Here is a 20,576-nt window from a genome sequence, read left to right as displayed (position 1 = left end):
GATCGGGGCTTTTGCGTTCTTGATGTGCGGTCGCCAGCGCGATGACCGCACGATCACGATTTTACTGATGAGTCTTACTGCTGAGTCTTGAAGTACTTGTCGTAGATCTCGTCGTAAGTCCCGTTCTCTTTCAGCGTCGCCAGCGCCTTGTCGAAGCGCTCGGCAAGGTCCTTGTCACGCGGACGGAAGGCGATACCGAAACCTTCGCCGAAGTATTTTTCCGGCTCGCTGATCATGCCACCGACGGTCTTGTAGCTACCGTCCTTGCTGTCGAGCAGCGTCGACTTGCCGACCGGGAAGTCGAGGAAGGCGATATCGACGCGACCGGCGTCCATGTCCAGCACCAGATCATCGGCGGTGGTGTAGCGGCTGATCTTGGCGTCGTCGCCGTACATGTCGGTGACGTAGTTGTCCTGCAGCGTGCCGCGCTGGACGCCGATGGTCTTGCCCCTGAGCGATTCGGGATAGACCGTATCGATGCTGCTGTCCGCCGGAATGAAGAACGCGGAGGGCGGCTTGATGTACGGATCGGAGAAGAGCACGGTCTGGCGGCGCTCGTCGTTGATCGTCATCGACGACATGATGGCGTCGTACTTGCGCGCCAGCAGGCCGGGGATGATGCCGTCCCACGCCTGCACGACCCATTCGCACTCGGCGTTGATCTGATCGCACAGGGCGTTGCCGAGATCGATGTCGAAGCCGGTCAGATCGCCGTCCGGCGTGCGGTACTCCATCGGTTCGTAGGGCACGTCGACGCCGAAGCGGAGGTGTTCGGTATCCTGGGCTTGAGCGACACCGGCGATCAGCGCGGCGCCGAGCAGGCTGGAAGTGAGCAGTTTTTTCATGGATCGCGTCTCTCTCGTGATGCGTGTGTTCTTGTGTGTTGCGACTTGGTCCTGAAGCTAATCAACCCTGGAAGATTACCGTGCCGTCGAGCGGCGAACCTCCAAGGGCTCTCGACGGGCGACCATCGCAGCATAACGAATGCTTACACGATTGGATATCACCCGCTTTCAACGCCACCGTTTCCCTGGCCGACATGACGTGACGAGACTCATGGTGCCAGCAGATAACCGCTGCGATGACTCTGATGACCGGCGATGTCGGCCACGATCATGCCCGCCGTGGCCATGCGTCGCTGACTGCGAGCGTAGAACATGCCGGGCTGCGGTGCGCGGATCGGCTCCACACGATCGCTGATCGGGTCGATGATCTCGGCAATCAGCTGGCCGGCCTCGACTGTCACGCCGGGCTCGAGATGGAACACCAGCAGGCCGCCGATGGGCGCGCGCAGGAAGTCCATCGCGGCCAGCTCGGTCGCCGGATAGGGCAGTGCCGGCAGCGGCGGCGCCTCGCCAGCCAGCAGACCGAGGTGCCGCATCCAGTCGAGAATGGCGCCAGCGTCATGATCGGCAATATCGTTGTCCACATCCTGCTGGCCGCGCAGCTCGAGCGTGATCGACTGCGTGCCGTAGTCGATCGGGAAGCGCGCTCCGAAGCGCTCGCGCAGCGATTCCCACACCAGCGTGAAGCACTCGTCGAACGACTGTCCGCCGGAGTCGGTCGCCAGCATGCTCGCCTTCGCGCCGAAATAGCACGCCAGCGGCTCGAACACCGGCCAGGCGGCCGGCGTGGTGTAGAGATGCTCGACGGCATCGAAATCACAGTGGAGATCGAGCACGAAATCCGCGCCGCAGGCGAGGCGTTGCAAGGTGAGCCGCAGAGACTCCAGCGTCGTGGTCGGCGTCAGCGCGTCGAGTGCCGCGGCGAACCGCTGGCGGATCCGATCCCGATTTTGACCGATGTCTTCGGTGAGCTCGGTTTCCAGACCATCGGCGACCGTATCGGCGACGCCCACATAGTGGCGGTTGAAGTTCTTCAGCGTCTCGAAGTCGTAACGCCCAAGCGGGGTATCCATCAGTTGCTGGTCGAGCCCGACGGGGTTGGCGACCGGCACGATGGTGACGCGACAGGCGAGCTTGCCTTCACGTTCCAGCGCTATCAGGCGCTGTTTCAAGGTCCAGGCGACCAGCATGCCGGGCAGTTCGTCAGCGTGCAGCGACCCCTGCACGTAGACGTGGCGTTCGGCATCGGCGGGGCCGAAATGAAAGCTATCGATGTGGCGCTCGGTCCCGGGAACCGGGCTGATCAACGCATGTTTCTGGTGTTCCACGTCAGGTCCTCGAACGGCACGACACCGCCGTCGATGACGGCGATGTCAGTGGGTGGCAGCGGTTCACTGCTGGTAGGGCGCGCAGTCTTCGTTGCTCGGCGGCGTCGACAGGTCGTAGTCGAAGTACTGCTTCATCAGCTTGTCGAAGGTGCCGTCGGCGTAGACCGAACAGATCGCCGCATCGAACTTGGCGGCCAGATCCTTGTCCCGCTGGCGGAACGCCACGGCCGCACCCTCGCCGAAGATCGACGTCGGGGTCTTGATGCTGTCGCCGAGCTGCTTGTAAGGGCTGTCGTCGTTGCGGAAGTCGATCGCCTCGACCGCAATGGGGAAGTCTTCGAAGGTGAGATCGAGTCGGCCGGATTTCAGGTCGTTGACGACATCCTGCGAGGAGCCGTAGCGGTGAATATCGAGCACATCGCCATACTGCTGCGTCACGTAGACATCGCGGATGGTACCGCGCTGCACGCCGACCGAGAGCCCCTTGAGCGACGCCTTGTCGCTGATGTCGATCTCGCGATCGCGGGCGGCGATCCACACGCTCGGGGTGTTGTAGTAGGGCAGCGAGAACATCACCTGGCGCTCACGCTCCGGAGTGATCGCCATCGACGACAGGATGGCGTCGTACTTGCGCGCCAACAGCCCCGGAATGATGCCGTCCCAGCTCTGTTCGACCCAGCTGCAGTCGAGGTTGGCGCGGGCGCAGAGCTCGTTGCCGAGATCGATCTCGAACCCTTCGAGATCGCCGTCGGCGTTGCGCACGACGAATGGCTCGTACGGGACATCGATGCCAAGCTTAACCTGCTGCTTGGCGTCGTCCTGGGCCATGGCCTGCCCCGGCAGTGCGGCGGCGAGCGCCGTGGCGGCCAGCGTGCCGGCGAGCAGGGCGTTGGAGATCCATTTGTTCATGTCATTGACTCTCTGTGATGAGTTCTTGGTTATGGCTCGGCGGGCGGCTCCCGGATAGCCGGGTGCTGGCCCGCGTTACACGCCCCGCGGGCGCAGGTGCGCCAGCAGACGCTTCTCCAGCTTGCGGAAGACGAACATGATGCTGAACGTCAGGCAGAGATAGATCAGCGCCACGAAGATGAATGCCTGGAAAGGGGCGTAGAAACGGGCGTAGACGTAGTAGGCCGCACCCGTCAGATCCATGATCGTCACCACGCTTGCCACGGCGCTGGCGTGCAGCATGAAGATCACTTCGTTGCCGTAGGCCGGCAGGGCGCGACGAAACGCGCTCGGCAGAATGATCCGGCGCATCATCAGCGGCTTGGACATGCCGTAGGCGCGTGCGGCCTCGATTTCGCCCTTCGCGGTGTTCTTGATCGCACCGTGGAAAATCTCGGTGGTGTAGGCGGCGGTGTTGAGCGTGAAGGCGATCAGCGCAGGGTAGAACGCCTGCTTGAACACGACCCAGAAGATGGTGTCCTGAATGCCGTCGAAGAACACCACGCCGTAGTAGACCAGATAGAGCTGGATCAGCAGCGGCGTGCCGCGAAACACGTAGGTGTAGGCATAGATCGGCCACTTGATCCATGGTCGCTTGGAGCCACGACCGATCGCCAACGGCACGGCGAGAAAGATGCCGATCAGCAGACACAGAAAGACGAGCTGCACCGTGGTGACCAGACCGTTCCAGTAGAAGTTCAGCGTGTTGGCCGTGAAGATGGCGTTGCCCGAGAGCAGCTCGGTGAACCAGCCGTTCAATTGTTCCATTCGCTGGCCTCCCCGAAACCGGTGTTATAGCGCTTGCTGAGCTTGGCGAAGCCCCACTCCGAGACGGTAGCGATCAACAGATAGATCACCGCGACGGGAATCATGAACAGAAAGGGCTCATGGGTTGCCTTGGTCGCTTCCGCCGCGACCCGCACCATGTCGGTCAGGCCGATGATCGAGACTAGGGCCGTAGTCTTCAGAAGGACCATCCAGTTGTTGCCGATACCCGGCAGGGCGTGGCGCATCATCAGCGGAAAGCGCACGCGGCGAAAGGCGAGCAGCGGGCTCATGCCGTAAGCGCGGGCCGCTTCCATCTGACCCTCTTCGACCGACTGGAAGGCGCCGCGAAAGGTTTCGCCCATGTAGGCGCCGAAGATCAGCCCGATCGTGATCACGCCCGCCACGAACGCATCGACGTTGATGAAGATGTCGATATCGAACGCGTAGTAGAGCTGATCGGTGAGCATGTTGATGCCGATCTGCCCGCCGTAGAACAGCAGCATCATCAGCACGAGATCGGGAACGCCACGAATCAGCGTGGTGTAGAGCGTGCCGACGCCGTGGATCAGCCGATTGCGCGAGAGTTTGGCGCTCGCGGTCAAGAGTCCCAGGATTACGGCGAGAATCAGCGAGAGCACGGCGAGCTCGAGGGTGACGAGCGCCCCCTCGAGCAGCCGCGGGCCGTAGCCTTGCAGGTCGATCATGGTGAAGTCCGCCTCAGTGCTTGGGCGCCAGGAACTGGCGCAGGCGCTCGGAGCGCGGATTGTCGAGAATCTCGGCCGGTGCACCGGACTCCTCGATCACGCCCTGATGCAGATAGATCACCTGGCTAGAGACGTCACGCGCGAAGGCGATCTCGTGGGTCACGAGGATCATGGTGCGGCCCTCGTCCGCCAGGCCACGCATGACCTTGAGCACGTCGCCGACCAGCTCGGGGTCGAGTGCCGAGGTCGGTTCGTCGAACAGCATCACCTCCGGGTCCATGGCCAGCGCCCGCGCAATGGCGCCGCGCTGCTGCTGCCCGCCGGACATCTGCGTCGGATAGTAGTCGGCGCGATCCAGCAGGCCGACGCGATCAAGCAGCGAACGCGCCTCGTCGATCGCCTGCTTCTTCGGTTTGCCGAGCACATGGACCGGCGCTTCGATGACGTTGTCGAGCAGCGTCATGTGCGACCAGAGGTTGAAGTTCTGAAACACCATCGAGAGCTTGGCGCGGATACGCTCGACCTGCTTCCAGTCCGCTGGCTCGCGGCCATGCTTGGTGGTGCGAAAGTTGATCGCCTCGTTATGAACGATCAGCTCGCCTTCATCGGGCTGCTCGAGCAGGTTCATGCAGCGCAGGAAGGTGCTCTTGCCGGAGCCCGATGCACCGATCAGCGTGATGACGTCTCCCTTCTGCGCCTGGAGGGACAGTCCCTTGAGAACCTCGTGATTGCCGAAGCGCTTCTTGATTCCCTGCGCCTCGAGCGGAATGGGGGTCGCGGCCATGTGATGTCCACCGAATGGGTTGGCTGTCAGGGAGGGCGGCGCAGCGACGGGTCGGCCTGAAGAGTGTGTCGCGATGGCCTCGGCGCGCCGACTTCCCGGCGAAAAATGCGGCGATTCTAGCAGTTTCGCGGCGCGGTGCCAGACAGCCCGCCGTCTGCGGCGGGGGACGAGCCCGCGGCGCGATGGCGCGTCGGGAGTAAGCCGTTGTCGAGAGAGGAAAAGTTCTTGGTGCGGGCAGCCATGTACTCGCTGGTGTCGGACAGGGTCATGAGAAGCTCCTGATCAGTTGTCATTGTTGGAAGGTCGTCGTTGTTGGAAGGTCATCGATGATAAACGGTTAGCGGCTCGAGTTAGCCGCTGCAATGGGGTCGGCAACGGGCCGGTCGGCTGTCGAGATCGTGATTAGCCGGGGCGCTATTTCGCGGACGAGCAGGGCGGCTCGTGCGCCCAGCTCGACATTGGCGTTGGGAAAGACCACCGCCAGCGGCGCCTCCTCGACGATGCAAGGTCCCGCTTCGGCATCCTCGGCCAGCCTCGTGCCTGTCGGAAATACGGTGAAATTGGCGACGTCATCGGCGAAGTTGAGCTTGAAATCGGCGCTTTTTCGCATCAGCTCATGCGCTACCTGAAAATAGGCAACCGACGCCGGATCTCTCGTCTTGGGCGCCTGCCCTTCGGCCAGCGCCGCGAGCCAGGTGCGCATGTCCGCGAGCGCCTCCAGGTCGTTCTCGCCGAACGGGTTCACTTTGCCGAGCTCCAGCGTGTAGGCCTCCGCGTCATGGTAATGGCGCGAGTAGTGGGAGAAGGTCCAGCTATGGCGATGCTGCAGCAGCACGGCCTGCATGCCCGCACCGGCAAGTTCCCCCCAGCGCGAGACCGGCTGAGATTCGGTAAAGGGCACCACGGCAAACCGCGGATAGCGGCTGTCGCGAATGGCCGTGTGCAGATCGAGATGCAGGCGGGCGCCTTCGTGACGCGAAAAGAAAGTGTCAACCGCCTGCATCAGCTCGCGGGCGCGTTCGGGTTCCTCGCCCGCGAGTTCCATGTCTCGCTGAAAGAGCCGGTTGAGGTTGGTCTTGATGAATCGGCTCTGGGCCCGAATGGCCGGAATGTTGCCGAGGATGATCAGCAGCGGCGCACCCAGCGTCAGCCGCCCCGCCTCCAGCGATGCCAGCAGCTCGCCGATCAGCTCGATCGGGGCCGTCTCGTTGCCGTGGATGCCGGCCGAGATCACGGCGCTTCTGGCTGCGCTGCGCCTGTGCTCCGGCGTCAGCTCGAGGATGCCGCAGCCAAGAAAGCGGTATCGAGCGCCGCGCAGCGTGCCTGCGGACAGAGATGCCGAGCGATCCGACGCCAGGGTGAGATCGAGCCATTCACTCAGCATTGTCGGCTTCCTCGCGGCACGCGGCCGAGTCGGCTCAGGCAGAGGAAAGCAACGTCATGGGTCTGGAGACAACAGATATCTGACACGCGTGAATATCCAGCCGAGAAACGGTTGGGATCAGATTACTCCGTTCCCGACTGGCGACAAGGCGAGGCGTGCGCCTGCTGAAAAAACAGGACCCGATCGTGAAACTGCCGGGTATGGGAATAGACAGTGATTGCCGGGCTAATCCACGTCCGGGGCGGTCGGACAGTCCGACGGCGCCTGCTCGACGCGAATCAGCTCATTGACAGGAAAGTCTAGCTCGCGGGCTCTCGAGACCATCGCCTCATAGGTCGCCGAGTCCATCGTCGGTTCTCGGGAGAGTATCCATAAATAGTCTCGATCGGGGCCCGCAACCATCGCATGACGGTAGTGCTCGTCGAGTTCCAGGACGTTGTAGCCGGCGTAGAACGGGCCGAAAAAACTCACGGCCAGCCGGCCCACGTCATTCTCGTCGATGAAATGGGCACGCCCCTCCGCGCTTTCCCAGCGGTCCGCCTGCGGGTCGTATCCGCGATTGACGACTCGGATGCCTCCGTCGTCTCTGCGCTGATACTCCGCTGTCACACAGGAGAGCCCGGATTCGAAACCGTGATCGAGGCGAGCAATCTCGTACCACTGGCCGAGGTACTGATCGAGCTGGAAATTGGCGACGGGGCGAGTGCCTTCGGGGAGACCGGTGCACCCGGCGAGCAGTGTCACCGGAGCCAGCCAGGTCAGGCGAGAATATCGGGGGAGGCAAGAGGGCAGCAGCATGGGAGTCCTTCCTTGTCTAGCTGCCCTCTAGGAGTTTGCCGATGAGAAAAAGTTGCAACGCGATCGATGATGCGATGGTTTCCGCTGCGGTTATCGATGGCGCTCGTCCGCCTCACTCGATGGGCGGCGTGGGGCGAATCAACATCTCGTTCACATCGACATGTGCCGGTTGCTGCAGCGCATAGATGACGGCATTGGCGATATCGATATCCTTCATCGCGTCTTTCGGCGGCTCGTCGAAGAACGGCGTATCGACTCGGCCGGGTTCGATCAGCGTGACCCGCATGCCGGAGCCGCGAAGCTCTTCGCGCAGGTTGTAGCCGATCCCGCCGACCGCCCACTTCGTGGCGCTGTACATCGAGCCCGGAATCGTCGTGCGCCCTGCGGCCGAGCCGGTCAGCAGGACATGGCCGCGCTGCTCGCGAAGCGCCGGCAGCGCCGCCTGGATCGATAGCGCGACGCCGTAGACGTTGGTCAGGATCATCGATTGCCACACATCGGGGTTCGCGCCGCTGAACCCGCCAGAGGTTCCGCCCATCCCGGCGTTGGCGAACAGCGCATCGATTCGCCCGAAGCGTTCGAGCGTCTCGGCAACCATTCGCCGCTGGTCCTGCTGGTCGGTCACATCGCAGGTAATGGCCAGCGCATGCGTTTTCCCGAGAGCGTCGACCAGATTCGACAGTTTCTCCTTGGAGCGAGCTGCCAGCGCGACATCGTAACCCTCCTCGACCGCGCGATGTGCCGTCGCAGCGCCGATCCCGCTCGAGGCGCCGGTGATCAGCAGTACCTTGCGTTCAGGCATGTTTGGCTCCTTTACATGGATTTGAGATTGAGTGGGAATATCGGCAAAAGGCTTGGCAGTGCGCGACCTCGATACCACGAGCTGCTTTGCAGGCGAGTCTGAGATGTCGCCCGGTTCACCACGCTTCGCCAATTCATGATCGTGGACTTTCACTGAAGTCGAGTCTGGTTGATTGCTTGAGTGCCTGCAAAAGGGAATGGCAGCCATCAGCGTTTTACGTCTTTTGTAGGGGTGTCTAACAACGACAAACTATGATCTAGTCTTTATATCGATAATATTATCAATAATATTGATGATGAGGTCGCAATGACACGTGATGAAAATTCGAAAACCGGCTTGAAGCAGGGACTGGTCAACTACGGTGACGAGGGTTTCTCCCTGTTTCTACGCAAGGCGTTCATCAAGGGCGCCGGCTATAGCGACGATGCGTTGAATCGCACCATCGTCGGGATCGTCAACACTGGCAGCGACTACAACCCCTGTCATGGCAACGCACCGCAGTTGATCGAGGCGGTCAAGCGCGGCGTCATGTTGGAAGGCGGGCTGCCCATCGTCTTTCCCACCGTGTCGATTGCCGAGAGTTTTTCCAATCCGACTAGCATGTATCTGCGCAACCTCATGGCGATAGATACCGAAGAGATGATTCGCGCCCAGCCCATGGACAGCGTGGTACTGATCGGCGGCTGCGACAAGACGGTGCCGGCCCAGCTGATGGGCGCGGTCTCGGCCAATCTGCCGCTGATCCAACTGGTGACGGGGGCCATGCTGACCAGCGGCCATCGTGGCGTGCGCGTGGGCGCCTGCACCGATTGCCGCCGCTACTGGGGCATGTATCGTGGCCAGGAGATCGACGACCAGGAGATCGACGAGGTCAATGGCAAGCTGGTCGGTAGCGTGGGCACCTGCTCGGTCATGGGGACGGCGAGTACCATGGCGTGTCTCAGCGAGGCGATGGGTATCGCGCTACCGGGCTCCGCCTCGCCGCCGGCGGTGACCGCCGATCGGATGCGCGTGGCGGAAAATAGCGGCCGCCAGGCGGTGATCAATGCCCGCGCGGGCGTCACCCCGGACCGGATTCTGACCGAGAAGGCATTCGAGAACGCCCTGCGGGTGCTGCTCGCGATCGGCGGTTCGACCAACGGCATCATTCATCTCACGGCGATCGCCGGGCGCATGGGCTACGAGATCGACCTGGAGATGTTCGATCGTATGGGGCGCGATACGCCGGTGCTGGTCGATCTCAAGCCCTCTGGCCAGCACTACATGGAGGATCTGCACAGGGCAGGGGGGCTGCCGACCGTGCTGCGCGAGCTGAAACCCTTGCTCCATCTCGATGCGCTAACGGTGAGCGGGCGTACCCTGGGCGAGGAGATCGACGCCGTGGCGACTTTCGAGCAGCAGGTCGTATATCGTTTCGATCAGCCGCTGTATCCGTCAGGCGGCATCGCGTTTCTGCGCGGCAATCTGGCGCCGGGCGGTGCCATCATCAAGCAGTCCGCGGCCGACCCGGAATTGATGGAGCACGAGGGGCGCGCCGTGGTCTTCGAGGATGCCGCGGACATGGCGGCGCGAATCGACGACCCCGAGCTTGATGTGGAAGCCGACGACATACTGGTGCTGAAAAGCATCGGGCCCGTCGGCGCGCCCGGCATGCCGGAAGCGGGCTACCTGCCGATCCCGCGCAAGCTGGCGCGCCAAGGAATCCGAGACATGGTGCGTATCTCGGATGGCCGCATGAGCGGCACCGCGGCGGGCACTATCGTACTGCACGTGACTCCGGAATCCGCCCTGGGCGGTCCGCTGGCGCTGGTGCGAAGCGGTGACAGGATCCGCCTGAGCGTCAACGCCAGAAGTCTCGATTTGCTGGTCGACGAAGCGGAACTCGAGCATCGGCGCCAGCAGTGGCAGGCCCCGGTCATCATCGCCGAGCGGGGATACCGCAAGCTGTTTCTGGAGCAGATCACCCAGGCGGATCAGGGTTGTGACTTTGCCTTTCTGCGACCGCCGATGCGGGATCGGCGCATTCCCCACCGCCAGGAGGAGTAGGGCGCGCTATAGAGTCCCGCGCATCTGATAAAGCCGGAGATAGCGTTCCTTGGAGGGTTGCAGGTGCTGGTAACACAGCGCCAGCAACGTCTCGCGGTCCTGCCGCTCGAGGGCATCGATCATTGCCAAGTGTTCGTCCCGCGCCAGCATGATGCTGTCGCGGTCGGTGGTGCCGATGAAGCGGATGGCGTGCGCCTTCTGCGCGAAGTCATTGATGGTGTCGGAGAGATAGGCGTTGCCGCAGGCGGCAAACAGGGTGCGATGGAAGGTGATGTTGTGGCGAAACACGGATCGCCAGTCGCCTTCCACAATCGCCCGGCCGTGGTGCTGCTGAATCGAGCGTAGCGATTCCAGTAGCGATTCCGGGGCCGGCAGCGGGATTTGGCGGGCCGCCTCGCTCTCCAGCAGCTCGCGCATGGCATAGATCGATTCCACCTCCTCGGGCGTGTAGGAGCGAACGAAGGCACCCCGATTCTTGATCCGCTCTACTAGGCCCGCGTTCTCCAACTGGAACAGCGCCTGTCTGACGATATGACGTTTGCTGTCGAAGCGTTGCATCAGATCCTCCTCCACTAGCCGCTCGCGTGGATGGAGGCGGTTCAGCACCACGTCTTCCTCGATGGCCAGCACGATCCGGTCAACGATCGGCATTTCCCCGTTTGTCCGGCTCGAGGCCGCGTTCCCCGGCTTGGCGACAGCGCCATCCGCGATGGCTCGTGTCGATGACATGGCCTCTCTCCCTGTTCCTGATACCGATTTCGATGAGCCCTTCATTGTCGTCAGTGAAGCGAGCCTAGAGCAACGTCGCAATCCGATGATGCGCGGGTTCCGCAATCGATGGCAGCCGCTCAGCCTCCACCGGTAGTGCTTTGGTCTAGATTGGCGTCAATATTATTGACAATTTAATCGATAAATTTCTACGTTGCTACTGCATCACCCAAGGACTCCAAGACTCCGTTAGAGAGGTGCTCGACATGCCAGCCAGAACAATCATGCAGTGGCTCGCGCCGGCCGTTCTCGCCGTTGCCATTGCGCCCGTGACGCAGGCAGCCGAATACGCAGGCGGTGATGAAATCACCGTCCTCCAAGGATTCAAACCGGGGGGCGGCAGCGATGCGCTGGCGCAGCTGGTTCAACCGCGGCTGAGTGAAATCCTGGGCATCAACTTCGTCAACGAATACATGCCCGGCGCCACCGGTGCCGTCGCCTGGACCCGTTTGGCGAAACAGTCGCCCAACGATGGCAGCGTGATCAGTATCACCAACACGCCGATGCTGATGACCAACTACATCATGAACGACGCCATCAGCTACGACACCGACGAGATGACGCCGATTGCCAATGTAGTGACCGATCCGGGCATCGTCGTGGTCAACGCCGACAGCGAGTATCAGACCATCGAGAATCTGCTCGATGCCGCCAAGCAGAATCCCGGCACCGTCACCATCGGCAACTCCGGGGTAGGTGGTGATGATTTCTTCACCACCATCCTGCTGGAACAGGCCTCGGGGCTTTCGTTCAAGCGTGTGCCGTTCCAGGGCGATGGGCCGTCCGCGACAGCGGCGATGGGCGGGAAGATCGATGCCAGCTTCAACAATCTCGGCAACGTCTATAGCCAGATCGAGTCGGGCAACCTGCGCGCGCTCGCCGTCTTCGCCGAAGAGCGTCTGGATACACTCCCCGACGTGCCGACGATGAAGGAGAAGGGCTTCGATATCGTCGCCGGTTCCTCGCGTGGCTACAGTGCGCCGGCAGGTATCCCGGTCGAAGCGCGTCAGCAGCTGATCGAGGCCTTCCAAACCCTGGCCAAGGATCCCGACTTCCAGGCCCAGGCCGAGCAGCGCGCCATGAATCTGGATGTTGTCACCGGCGATGACTACCGCGCCATGATCGACCAGATGGAAGAGCGTTTCCGCGGCGTCTGGGACGAGGTCAAGGATGACGTCGCCCAGTAATCGGGGCGTCATCGGGTAGATCGGTTCGCGATAAGGAGAAGACGCCATGAATGTCAGTCGCCTTTTACTGGGACTCTTCGGCCTCGCGGTGGCAGGGGCGTTCTTCTCCGCCGCGAGCGGCTACCCGCGGGCGGCAGCGCAGATGCCGATGATCTACTCGGTTGCGGTCGGGTTGCTGTCGCTGGGCATGCTCGTCGACGAAGTCGCGATCAAGCGCCGCCGCTCGGTAGCGCCGGGCACGACACCGACAGAGGCGGGCGAAGTGCAGGTGCCTGCTGCGCCGAAGCGCTGGCTGGCCGTGGTGGTGATCTTCGCCCTGGCCGTTGGCTATGTCGCAATGCTCACGACACTCGGATACATCGTCGCGACGGGACTATTTCTGGCGCTCGCGTTGCTGGTACTGCGTACGGTTCGCCCGGTGTTCGCGCTGGTCGGCAGTGCGGTGCTGATCGGCATCGTCTGCCTGGTCTTCGTTCTGTTCCTCGGCCTGCCCATTCCGCTGTTGCCCACCCTGACCTGACGTCCCCGCCCGGCCGCGCAGACTGGCCGGGTGTCGCTTTCGGAACAGGAGATGTTGCTATGGATTCCTCACTGGTGATGACGGGGCTGACCAATGTGCTCAGCCTGACCAACATCGCCTGCATCCTGGGTGGCACCGTACTGGGGCTGTTCGTCGGTGCCATGCCGGGGCTCTCCGCGACCATGGCGCTGGCGTTGCTGCTACCGCTGACGTTCAGCTTCGACCCGGCCACCGGCTTGAGCATGCTGGCCGCGCTGTACGTAGGGGCGTCCTACGGCGGGTCGATCGCTGCCATCTTGCTGCGCACGCCGGGCACGCCCTCTGCCGCGGCGACCGTGCTGGACGGCTTTCCGCTCTCGCAGCAGGGCAAGGCCGGGCAGGCGTTGGGCATCTCTCTCTTCGCGTCGTTTTTCGGCGGGCTGATGAGCGGCATTGCGCTGCTGACCGCGGCTCCGCTTTTGGGCACGCTGGTGCTGGAGTTCGGGCCGGTGGAGCTGTTCGCCATTGCCGTACTGGGGATCACCATCATCGGGTCGCTGGCCCAGGGCTCGGTGATCAGCGGTCTGTTTTCGGGCGGGCTCGGGCTTCTGGTCAGCACGGTGGGGATGGATCTGACCACCGGCACGCCGCGCATGACCTTCGATCAGATCAATCTGTTTTCCGGAATTGATTTCACCGTGGCGTTGATCGGCTTGTTCTCGGTCCCCCAGGCGCTGACGCTGATCGAGAACTCTAACCAGGGCGAGAAGGTCGCCAGCCGGATCACCGATCGCCTGATCCCCCGGCTGCAGACGATCAAAAAACTGATGCCGAACATTCTACGCTCCAGCGGCATCGGCGTGATCGTGGGACTGATTCCCGGGACCGGTGGCGATACCGCCAGTTGGTTCGCTTACAACGAGGCCAAGCGCTTCGCGAAAGACAAGAGTCACTTCGGCAAGGGAGAGATCGCCGGTGTCGCCGCGCCGGAAGCGGCCAACAACGCCGTGGTCGGCGGGGCGCTGATTCCCACCATCGCGCTGGGGATTCCCGGTAGTTCTTCCACCGCCATTCTACTTGGGGCGCTGATGGTGCAGGGCATTCTGCCCGGCCCCAACCTGCTGACCGATTACGGCGATGTCACCTACACGCTGATCTGGGCCGTCATTCTGGCCAATGTGGGACTGCTGGTGGTGGGGCTCGCGTTCACTAAGATGAGTGTTTCGGTGACGCGCGTTCCTGATGGCTTCGTGGCCTGCGCCATTCTCACGCTCTGCATCATCGGTGCCTTTGCGATCAACAACAGTCTGTTCGATGTCGGCCTGATGCTCGGCTTCGGACTGTTCGGCTACTGGCTCGCCAAGGCCGGCGTTTCCCCGGCGCCAATGGTGATCGGCTTGATTCTTGGTCCGGTCATGGAAGTCAGCTTCCAGCAGTCGATGCTGATCGGCAACGACAGCTTCGGCGTGTTTCTCGACAGCCCCATCGCCACCGTGCTGCTGATTCTGGCGCTGCTGTCGATCCTGCAGGCCACACCGGCGTTCCGCTGGGTGCGCCGTCCGCTCAAACGTCGGCTGCAACGCGGCTGAGCGCGTGAGCTGGCGACCGATTCTGTTCTCTACCCCGGAGATCTCACGATGACACGTATTACCGACGTTCAGGCCCGTACGATCAGTGTGCCGCTCGATAATCCCACCAGTTTCTCCAACCGCCGAGTGCTCAAGCGTGACTACGCCGTGGTGCGCGTCACTGGCGACGATGGAATCAGCGGCATCGGTTTCTGCTACGGCGGCAACAACGCGGGCGCGCTGGTGACCGCAGCGGTGCGCGATCTGATGAAGCCTGTGTTGGTGGGCGAGGACACGCACCGTATCGAGGGTTTATGGCAGGAGATGTATCAGGAGGGGCTGCTGCACGGTCGCACCGGCTCGGTGATGCGCGCCATCAGTATTCTCGATGTGGCACTGTGGGACCGCAACGCGCGCGCCGCCAACCTGCCGCTGCACCGTTTCCTGGGGGCCAGCGACGACGAGAGCGTGGCGGCCTATGCCAGCGGGGGTTATTACCTGGAGGGCAAGACGCCGGCGAAACTGGCCGAAGAGATGATCGGCTACGTCGACCAGGGATTCCGTGCAGTGAAGATGAAGGTGGGGCGCGAGGATCTGGCCGCTGAAGAGGCGCGGTTGGCCGCGGTGCGCGAGGCTATCGGCGACGACGTCCTGCTGATGATGGACGCCAACAACGCCTGGCGGGATCTGCCCTCGGCGCTGGCCTTCATGCGCATGGCCGAGCCCTACGCACCCTACTGGATCGAGGAGCCGTTCAGTCCTGATGATATCGACAATCATCGTCGGCTTGCCGAACGCACGCCGGTGCCGGTGGCGACCGGGGAGATCGAGGCCGGGCGCTGGCGCTTCAAGGAGCTGTTGGAGAAGGAAGCGGCCATGGTTCTGCAAACCGATGCCGCGGTCTGCGGCGGGATCACCGAGTTCCGACGGATCGCAGCAACGGCAGCAAGTTTCGGCGTCGAAATCTGTCCGCACTGGTTCCACGACCTGCACGTGCATCTGGTGGGTTCGACCCCCAATGCGCCCTACGTGGAATTCTTTGCCGACGATCAGGTGCTCAACTTCCGCAAATTGATCGATACTCAATTGACCTTTGCCGACGGTCGCCTGATGTTGCCGACAGCACCCGGTCTCGGGTTCGGTTTCGACGAGGCGGTTCTGGAACGGTATGCCATCGATGCGTGGTCCTGATCCAGGCTATCAATCGGAGAGTGTTCGCATGTCCCGGAATTCCTCGTCCCAGAGCCATCCCGGCACGGTGTTGTCACCGGTCATCACGCCCTTTGGTGCCGACTTGGCGCCCGATGCCGAGCATTTCGTTCGCCACTGCCGGTGGTTGATGTCCAATGGAGTCGGGCTGGCCATCTTCGGCACCAATTCCGAGGCGAATTCGCTCTCGGTCGCCGAGCGTCAGTCCCTGCTCGAGCGTCTGGTCGAGGCTGACATCGATACCAGCAGGCTGATGCCGGGCACCGGTTGCTGTGCGATTGCCGACAGCGTGGTATTGACTCGACATGCAGTGGAGCAGGGCGTCGGCGGCGTACTGATGCTGCCGCCGTTCTACTATAAGGGCGTCTCGGAAGAGGGGCTCTATCGGTTCTACGCCGAGGTCATCGAGCGGGTCGGCGACAACCGCTTGCGGCTCTATCTCTATCACATCCCGCCGGTAGCACAGGTGCCGATCACGCTGGCGCTGATCGAACGGCTGATGGCGCAATATCCGGAGGTGATTGCCGGGGTCAAGGACAGCGGCGGTGACTGGCACTACACCCAGGCGATGATCGATGCCTTCACGCCGGCTGGTTTCCGGGTCTACGCCGGCAGCGAACGCTTTCTGCTTCCCACGCTGCGTGCCGGGGGCGCCGGCTGCATCAGTGCGACGGCGAACGTCAATGCTCGGGCGATTGCCGCGCTGGGCGAGACCTGGCAGCAGGCCGACACCAATGATCAGCAACAGGCGCTGAACCGGATTCGCGATATTTTCGAAAGCGTGCCGATGATCCCCGCGTTGAAGGCGGCCACGGCACATTATTCGGGCGATGCCATCTGGAACCGGCTGCGCCCGCCGTTGGTGGAGCTCGATGACACGCAGCGCGAGCACCTGCTGTCGTCGCTCTCGGCCGCGGGATTCGATATGCCCGGTTTGTCGACTTGATCGCGGCGATCGGGCTCGTCACCGTTCGGGCTTCGTTGGCCAGGCCACTCGAGGGATTTTCGTGACTCATCAGATCCGCCGACTTGCCCATATTCGCAATTTTCACGACCTGGAGCGCGCCGGCAAGCGCCATCTGCCGCGGCCGATCCACGGCTATATCGCCAATGCCGCCGAGGATGGCAAGAGCCTGGCCGCCAACCGCGCCGCCTTCGACGACTACAGTTTCGTGCCACGAGTGCTGGTGGATGTGTCGGAGATCTCGCAGGAGACCGAGCTGTTCGGGCGGCGCTACGCGGTTCCCTTCGGTATCGCGCCTATGGGAATCTCGGCGCTGTCCGCCTATCGCGGCGATCTGGTGCTGGCGCGTGCCGCGGCAGCGGCCAATCTCCCGATGATTATGAGCGGCTCGTCGCTGATTCCGATGGAGGAGATAGCGGCTATCGAGGGTAACGATTGGTTTCAGGCCTATCTGCCCGGTGACTGGCCGGCCATCGAGGCGCTGATCGAGCGTATCCGAGGCGCGGGCTTCCGAAATCTGGTCATCACGGTCGACTACGCCGTGCCGCCCAACCCGGACAACAACCGGCGCAGCGGCTTTTCCTCGCCCATTCGGCCCAGTCTGCGCCTTGCGCTAGATGGCCTGCTGCGACCGCGATGGCTCTACGGCACCTTCTACAAAACGCTGCGTCACCATGGTATCCCGCACTTCGAGAATAGCTACGCCACACGCGGTATTCCGGTGATCTCCAAACACGTCAATCGCGATTTTTCCGGGCGCACGCATCTCGACTGGGCGTATCTCGCGTTGGTGCGCGATGCTTGGCCAGGCAACCTGATCATCAAAGGCATCCTGCATCCCGACGATGCGAGGGGGGCACGCGATGTCGGCGCCGATGGAGTGATTGTCTCCAATCACGGCGGCCGCCAGTTAGATGGCACCATTGCGCCTTTGCGCGTGCTGCCTGCGGTACGCGAGGCAGTGGGGGAACTACCGGTGATGATCGACAGCGGCTTTCGCCGCGGCAGCGATGTGCTTAAGGCGTTGGCGCTCGGGGCTGATTTCGTCTTCTTTGGGCGGCCATTCAATTACGCTGCCGCTCACGCCGGAGAGGCTGGGGTCAGCCACGCGATACGGCTGATGCAGGAGGAGATCAAGCGCAATATGTCGCTATTAGGATGCAGGGAGTTAGCTGCGCTAGATGAAACTTATCTAAAGCAGACTTGAAGTCCTAGCTCCAGACGTCTGATGTTATCGTCAAACTCGTCACCAGCGGGAGCGACAAAGCCTCCTTCGCCAATCCCGCTAGAGGCGTCGGTGATCAGCAGTACCCGACGCTCAGGCATGTTCGGCTCCTTTTGGTAGATCCTGTTTCGAGGTCGGCTCAGCTTGCCTGCCGGGCGGCCATCTCCTCCTCGTACGTCTTGGCCAGCGACTGCTTGGTGCTGTCGTCCAAGGCCCTACCGGCCACCTGAAAGATCTCGTGTTCCTCCTCATCGAGATGATGCGTCACGAGATGCTGAAGCTTTTTGGCGTTGGTCAGCCAGGCGGGAGAGTCGTACGGCATGGCTCCGAGCGTTTCGAGCATTTCGTCGATGTCGTGGTGCTCCGCAATGCTGTGACGGGCTTTTTCCTGCGACATGTCGTGTTCCATCATCGGCATGTAAAGCGCGCGTTCTTCGGCGGCGGCGTGGTTCTCGAGCTCGGCTTTCAAGCGCTTGAACAGCTCGTCGCGTCCCTCACTATCGCCATGCGTCTTGACCAGCAGATCCATCAAACGGCGCTGCTTGTCGTGGCTCTCGCGTAACGCTTCGAAAATCGTCATGGTCATGCTCCTCCCTGATCGTCGTTCGACCAATCCTGTCAGCCGGTTGGCTCCCTCAGCCTGAAGGTTAGGAGACAACGCCAGGTCGCGCTAAGCGGGAGAGGCTGAAAAGCGCGCGCCTCCGGAGGCGCGAAAGAATGCCGGAGAAGGCCGGCACCTCCGTCGAGGCCCGGCAACTTTCGATGATTGCTAATGTTATCTGTGCTGAATTTAGTAACCTGCGTATGCTATTGATTCTGATGCCGACATCGCTCTACCGGTAGCGTCGCTGGTGAAAGCGATGCGGTGTGATCGAGCGCCAAAGCGCTGCAGGATGGCGCCCGAGTGAGTGCTCACGTTTTGGTTGCATCGCGAGTAGGCAGGCATTGGGAGCGCTATTCTACGTCTACCGAGACGGCCTCTTCTGTCACGCTCGGCAGATAAACAATGATCAATGAGACCCGGTGGCGTCATCGAACGGGCGCAAGCGTTTTCACTACGGGGAACAGGGCAGCATGACGAGGTTGGCCGGAAACGGGAGTCGCGTGGCATGCGACGATTCCTGACTGTCTGCCTGGTAGCGGCATTGCTACCGATGCTTGGCGAGCCTGGCCAGGCCGATGACGACGCTATCGTCGTCGTCGGCAATGTTTCCGTGCAGCAGAAGGCCCTGCCGCTGGAGACCGTGAGAGCTATCTTCGCCATGCGTCAGCGCACGCTCCCTGACGGGCAGGCGGTTCACGTCTTCGTGCTACCGGACGATAACCCGCTTCATGAGCGTTTCTCGAAAAAGGTTCTCGGCGTTTATCCACACCAGCTTCGGTTGGCATGGGATCGAGCCGTATTCTCGGGTACCGGCCAGGCACCTAATGAAGTGCCGGATGAAACTGCCATGTTACAGGCGATCTCATCGACGCCAGGCAGTATCGGTTATATCCAGCAATCAGACCTGAATAGCCAGGTCCGGGTGATCGATGTCAACTAAGAAAATCAAGCGCATGAGAGCGCTTATGACCCTGACGGCCCTTATCTCTGCCGGCTCAGTGCAAGCGCAAGGCGTGGGCGATACCTTTCAGGTTCATGGCTTCATGAGCCAAGCGTTGATTCTGACCGACCATAATGATTTCTTTGGTCCCAGCAGCGATAGCGGTGGAAGTTGGGAATATACAGAGTTGGGCCTAAACGCTTCGGTTCGGCCGATGCGAGACGTCTTGGTTGCCGGCCAGGTTTTGAGTCGAAAGGCCGGTAACTACGGTGACGGATGGCAACCAAAGCTCGATTACGGCATTGTCGATTATCAGTTCGTCGCGGATGAGAGCCGGGCGCTAGGCATCCAGGTTGGGCGCTTTAAAAATCCTTTTGGCTTCTATAACCAAACTAGGGATGCTCCCTCGACCCGTCCGGGAATTTTGCTCCCTCAGTCAATCTATTTTGATCGAAGTCGTTCTTTGGGATTGGCGTCAGATGGCGTGACCGTTTACGACGAAGAGCGATTTTCAAACGGTACCCTGTATCTCCAAGGAGGTATCGGTTTACCCCAAGTTAATAGTGATGCCGAAATTTCGCTCTCTTCCAGTAATCCTAACCTCGAGGGGAGGTTGTCGACGATTGGTCAGGTCATGTATTCCCATGCAGGAGGAAAACTAAATCTTGGGGTTAGCGTGGCGGAGGTGAGGGCGGACTACCAATCTCGTCAAGAAACGAATGTCGATGGAACATTTATTTTTCAGCCAACCATCCTGTCTCTTCAATATAATGCGGAAAAATGGAGTTTGACGGCTGAGTACGAGTTTCAGAGAAAGCGGTTGAAAGACTTTCACCGCGCAGGCTACAACAGCACTGCAGATGGTGAAAGTTGGTATTTGCAGTACCAGTACAGATTCTCGAAACAATGGCAATGGCTGGTGCGTTACGATTATACAGTCAGTGACAGGAACGATCGTGACGGAAGTCATTACGCGAAAAGCGGCGCTGGCTATGATTACTCACGATTCGCCAAGGATGTAACGACGGGGATCCAGTGGTCCATTACTCCAGCATGGCGTGCTCAAGCAGAATTACATCACGTCAATGGGACGGGTTGGCTACCTAGGCAAGATAACAAAGAAGATGAAACTGAGCAGTATTGGAATATGCTGATGATTCAAACGTCGTTCAGCTTCTGACTATGAGTAGAAAAAATAGAAATAT

At 61.4% G+C, this 20,576-nt stretch carries 20 protein-coding genes; 9 read left to right on the top strand and 11 right to left on the bottom strand.

What is annotated here, in order from left to right:
- Positions 1 to 74 precede the first annotated feature (74 nt).
- The 9 genes from IE125_RS08010 to IE125_RS07970 all read right to left on the bottom strand — a co-directional run bounded on the left by IE125_RS08010 (position 75) and on the right by IE125_RS07970 (position 8,361).
- Positions 75 to 845, bottom strand: coding sequence for a transporter substrate-binding domain-containing protein (locus IE125_RS08010; protein WP_189444121.1), 771 nt, complete (start codon positions 843 to 845; stop codon positions 75 to 77).
- Positions 846 to 1,054: 209 nt separating this feature from the next.
- Positions 1,055 to 2,173, bottom strand: a complete 1,119-nt coding sequence (locus IE125_RS08005; protein ID WP_189444120.1) for a succinylglutamate desuccinylase/aspartoacylase family protein — start codon at positions 2,171 to 2,173, stop codon at positions 1,055 to 1,057.
- Between the two features lie 63 nt (positions 2,174 to 2,236).
- A complete protein-coding gene (locus IE125_RS08000) occupies positions 2,237 to 3,082 on the bottom strand; it encodes a transporter substrate-binding domain-containing protein (RefSeq protein WP_189444119.1) in 846 nt (281 codons plus the stop codon).
- 75 nt (positions 3,083 to 3,157) lie between these two features.
- A complete protein-coding gene (locus IE125_RS07995; protein WP_189444118.1) occupies positions 3,158 to 3,889 on the bottom strand; it encodes an ABC transporter permease in 732 nt (243 codons plus the stop codon).
- Positions 3,877 to 4,593, bottom strand: a complete 717-nt coding sequence (locus IE125_RS07990) for an ABC transporter permease (protein WP_189444117.1) — start codon at positions 4,591 to 4,593, stop codon at positions 3,877 to 3,879. Before IE125_RS07990 ends, IE125_RS07995 begins: the two co-directional genes overlap by 13 nt.
- 13 nt (positions 4,594 to 4,606) lie before the next feature.
- Entirely contained in the window at positions 4,607 to 5,377 is a 771-nt protein-coding gene (locus tag IE125_RS07985) for an ABC transporter ATP-binding protein (protein WP_189444116.1), read from the bottom strand.
- 337 nt (positions 5,378 to 5,714) lie between these two features.
- Positions 5,715 to 6,761 (bottom strand): succinylglutamate desuccinylase, encoded by a 1,047-nt coding sequence (locus tag IE125_RS07980; RefSeq protein ID WP_189444115.1) that lies wholly within the window; start codon positions 6,759 to 6,761, stop codon positions 5,715 to 5,717.
- Positions 6,762 to 6,986: 225 nt separating this feature from the next.
- On the bottom strand, positions 6,987 to 7,559 hold the full coding sequence (locus IE125_RS07975) for a lipocalin family protein (RefSeq protein ID WP_189444114.1): 573 nt from the start codon (positions 7,557 to 7,559) through the stop codon (positions 6,987 to 6,989).
- 112 nt (positions 7,560 to 7,671) lie between these two features.
- Complete coding sequence (locus IE125_RS07970; protein WP_189444113.1) at positions 7,672 to 8,361, bottom strand: SDR family oxidoreductase; 690 nt, start codon at positions 8,359 to 8,361, stop codon at positions 7,672 to 7,674.
- Positions 8,362 to 8,667: 306 nt separating this feature from the next.
- Between IE125_RS07970 and IE125_RS07965 the strand changes: the two genes are divergently transcribed.
- Positions 8,668 to 10,407 (top strand): IlvD/Edd family dehydratase, encoded by a 1,740-nt coding sequence (locus IE125_RS07965; RefSeq protein ID WP_189444112.1) that lies wholly within the window; start codon positions 8,668 to 8,670, stop codon positions 10,405 to 10,407.
- 6 nt (positions 10,408 to 10,413) lie between these two features.
- Here IE125_RS07965 and IE125_RS07960 read toward each other — a convergent pair whose 3' ends face one another.
- Complete coding sequence (locus IE125_RS07960) at positions 10,414 to 11,136, bottom strand: GntR family transcriptional regulator (RefSeq protein ID WP_189444111.1); 723 nt, start codon at positions 11,134 to 11,136, stop codon at positions 10,414 to 10,416.
- A 245-nt stretch (positions 11,137 to 11,381) separates the two neighbouring features.
- On the opposite strand from IE125_RS07960, the gene IE125_RS07955 reads away from it, so the two are divergent.
- From IE125_RS07955 to IE125_RS07930, 6 genes are all read left to right on the top strand, one after another.
- Complete coding sequence (locus IE125_RS07955; protein ID WP_229808992.1) at positions 11,382 to 12,362, top strand: tripartite tricarboxylate transporter substrate binding protein; 981 nt, start codon at positions 11,382 to 11,384, stop codon at positions 12,360 to 12,362.
- Positions 12,363 to 12,408: 46 nt separating this feature from the next.
- The gene (locus IE125_RS07950) at positions 12,409 to 12,882 is read left to right on the top strand and encodes a tripartite tricarboxylate transporter TctB family protein (RefSeq protein WP_189444110.1); all 474 of its coding nucleotides are present in this window, start codon (positions 12,409 to 12,411) and stop codon (positions 12,880 to 12,882) included.
- A 59-nt stretch (positions 12,883 to 12,941) separates the two neighbouring features.
- The gene (locus IE125_RS07945) at positions 12,942 to 14,450 is read left to right on the top strand and encodes a tripartite tricarboxylate transporter permease (RefSeq protein WP_189444109.1); all 1,509 of its coding nucleotides are present in this window, start codon (positions 12,942 to 12,944) and stop codon (positions 14,448 to 14,450) included.
- Positions 14,451 to 14,498: 48 nt separating this feature from the next.
- Positions 14,499 to 15,620, top strand: coding sequence for a mandelate racemase/muconate lactonizing enzyme family protein (locus tag IE125_RS07940; RefSeq protein WP_189444108.1), 1,122 nt, complete (start codon positions 14,499 to 14,501; stop codon positions 15,618 to 15,620).
- A gap of 28 nt (positions 15,621 to 15,648) precedes the next feature.
- Positions 15,649 to 16,584, top strand: coding sequence for a dihydrodipicolinate synthase family protein (locus IE125_RS07935; protein WP_189444107.1), 936 nt, complete (start codon positions 15,649 to 15,651; stop codon positions 16,582 to 16,584).
- Between the two features lie 61 nt (positions 16,585 to 16,645).
- Complete coding sequence (locus IE125_RS07930) at positions 16,646 to 17,809, top strand: alpha-hydroxy acid oxidase (protein ID WP_229808991.1); 1,164 nt, start codon at positions 16,646 to 16,648, stop codon at positions 17,807 to 17,809.
- 157 nt (positions 17,810 to 17,966) lie between these two features.
- On the opposite strand, the gene IE125_RS07925 is transcribed toward IE125_RS07930, so the two are convergent.
- A complete protein-coding gene (locus IE125_RS07925; protein WP_189444105.1) occupies positions 17,967 to 18,407 on the bottom strand; it encodes a hemerythrin domain-containing protein in 441 nt (146 codons plus the stop codon).
- A gap of 529 nt (positions 18,408 to 18,936) precedes the next feature.
- Here IE125_RS07925 and IE125_RS07920 point away from each other — a divergent pair.
- Positions 18,937 to 19,371 (top strand): type 2 periplasmic-binding domain-containing protein, encoded by a 435-nt coding sequence (locus IE125_RS07920; protein WP_229808990.1) that lies wholly within the window; start codon positions 18,937 to 18,939, stop codon positions 19,369 to 19,371.
- Entirely contained in the window at positions 19,361 to 20,551 is a 1,191-nt protein-coding gene (locus IE125_RS07915) for a putative porin (RefSeq protein ID WP_229808989.1), read from the top strand. Before IE125_RS07920 ends, IE125_RS07915 begins: the two co-directional genes overlap by 11 nt.
- Positions 20,552 to 20,576: the final 25 nt, after the last annotated feature.

Origin of the sequence: Salinicola rhizosphaerae, assembly GCF_014652715.1 — a bacterium.
Lineage (GTDB): Bacteria > Pseudomonadota > Gammaproteobacteria > Pseudomonadales > Halomonadaceae > Salinicola > Salinicola rhizosphaerae.
This window is presented reverse-complemented; position numbering and strand designations above follow the sequence as displayed.

Bases quoted from the DNA above. Each gene is read 5' to 3' on its own strand.
- IE125_RS08010 (WP_189444121.1), bottom strand. From the start codon at position 845: ATGAAAAAACTGCTCACTTCCAGCCTGCTCGGCGCCGCGCTGATCGCC.
- IE125_RS08000 (WP_189444119.1), bottom strand. From the start codon at position 3,082: ATGAACAAATGGATCTCCAACGCCCTGCTCGCCGGCACGCTGGCCGCC.
- IE125_RS07995 (WP_189444118.1), bottom strand. From the start codon at position 3,889: ATGGAACAATTGAACGGCTGGTTCACCGAGCTGCTCTCGGGCAACGCC.
- IE125_RS07990 (WP_189444117.1), bottom strand. From the start codon at position 4,593: ATGATCGACCTGCAAGGCTACGGCCCGCGGCTGCTCGAGGGGGCGCTC.
- IE125_RS07985 (WP_189444116.1), bottom strand. From the start codon at position 5,377: ATGGCCGCGACCCCCATTCCGCTCGAGGCGCAGGGAATCAAGAAGCGC.
- IE125_RS07980 (WP_189444115.1), bottom strand. From the start codon at position 6,761: ATGCTGAGTGAATGGCTCGATCTCACCCTGGCGTCGGATCGCTCGGCA.
- IE125_RS07975 (WP_189444114.1), bottom strand. From the start codon at position 7,559: ATGCTGCTGCCCTCTTGCCTCCCCCGATATTCTCGCCTGACCTGGCTG.
- IE125_RS07970 (WP_189444113.1), bottom strand. From the start codon at position 8,361: ATGCCTGAACGCAAGGTACTGCTGATCACCGGCGCCTCGAGCGGGATC.
- IE125_RS07965 (WP_189444112.1), top strand. From the start codon at position 8,668: ATGACACGTGATGAAAATTCGAAAACCGGCTTGAAGCAGGGACTGGTC.
- IE125_RS07960 (WP_189444111.1), bottom strand. From the start codon at position 11,136: ATGTCATCGACACGAGCCATCGCGGATGGCGCTGTCGCCAAGCCGGGG.
- IE125_RS07955 (WP_229808992.1), top strand. From the start codon at position 11,382: ATGCCAGCCAGAACAATCATGCAGTGGCTCGCGCCGGCCGTTCTCGCC.
- IE125_RS07950 (WP_189444110.1), top strand. From the start codon at position 12,409: ATGAATGTCAGTCGCCTTTTACTGGGACTCTTCGGCCTCGCGGTGGCA.
- IE125_RS07945 (WP_189444109.1), top strand. From the start codon at position 12,942: ATGGATTCCTCACTGGTGATGACGGGGCTGACCAATGTGCTCAGCCTG.
- IE125_RS07940 (WP_189444108.1), top strand. From the start codon at position 14,499: ATGACACGTATTACCGACGTTCAGGCCCGTACGATCAGTGTGCCGCTC.
- IE125_RS07935 (WP_189444107.1), top strand. From the start codon at position 15,649: ATGTCCCGGAATTCCTCGTCCCAGAGCCATCCCGGCACGGTGTTGTCA.
- IE125_RS07925 (WP_189444105.1), bottom strand. From the start codon at position 18,407: ATGACGATTTTCGAAGCGTTACGCGAGAGCCACGACAAGCAGCGCCGT.
- IE125_RS07920 (WP_229808990.1), top strand. From the start codon at position 18,937: ATGCGACGATTCCTGACTGTCTGCCTGGTAGCGGCATTGCTACCGATG.
- IE125_RS07915 (WP_229808989.1), top strand. From the start codon at position 19,361: ATGTCAACTAAGAAAATCAAGCGCATGAGAGCGCTTATGACCCTGACG.